1 protein-coding gene is annotated in these 638 nt (G+C 45.3%); it reads right to left on the minus strand.

Going from position 1 to position 638, the window contains the following annotated elements:
• Positions 1 to 5 precede the first annotated feature (5 nt).
• On the minus strand, positions 6 to 638 hold a 633-nt coding region (locus HMPREF0083_RS22435; RefSeq protein ID WP_021624149.1), incomplete at its 5' end, for a SpoVR family protein.

The following is a 638-nucleotide window of genomic DNA, read 5'->3' on the forward strand; positions in this document are numbered from 1 at the left end:
CATCATTATAAAAATCTCCTGTGACACTTCTTCCCATCGTACGTAAACAATACCCGACGATCCTCGATCCGCGTCTCTATATGGACTGACTTCCCCCATAGCTTATGCACATATGGTAGCGTCTTCTCTAAATATTTCACATCCAGTTCCATGCCCTCAAACTGGTGGAACAGATACAATTCTCCATTATGAAGATAATCTCCGTCCTGGACCTGAATATAAGGGAATCCTCCATTCACCCGGCTTATGACCAACTGGTCCCGTACGATTTCCCACGTTTTATCTGTAATCGTCCAGTCGTTACCCTGGCGGCCAAACACATACATATCTGTCTTCTTTACCAAATCCTTGGTCAAATAATTGCGGATGAAAGAGATATCACTATCCAGCTCACGTACCTCAAAAATCTTCTCTCGTCCCCTACCAGGCTTTCGCCCAAAACGTTCCGCTTCTTCTGTTGTGGGATGGTTCCAGCGCTCCTCGATATCTTCGAAAATTTTAAGCCCAAGATAATACGGATTAATACTGGTGGTGGATGGCTGAACAACACCTGCATTAAGCTTAGCGTACTCAATCGTTTCGTCTTCCGTTAAATCCATCTCCCGCAAAATCCGCTGATGCCAATACGATGCCCAGCC

The sequence above is a fragment of the Aneurinibacillus aneurinilyticus ATCC 12856 genome, from assembly GCF_000466385.1.
GTDB classification, from domain to species: domain Bacteria; phylum Bacillota; class Bacilli; order Aneurinibacillales; family Aneurinibacillaceae; genus Aneurinibacillus; species Aneurinibacillus aneurinilyticus.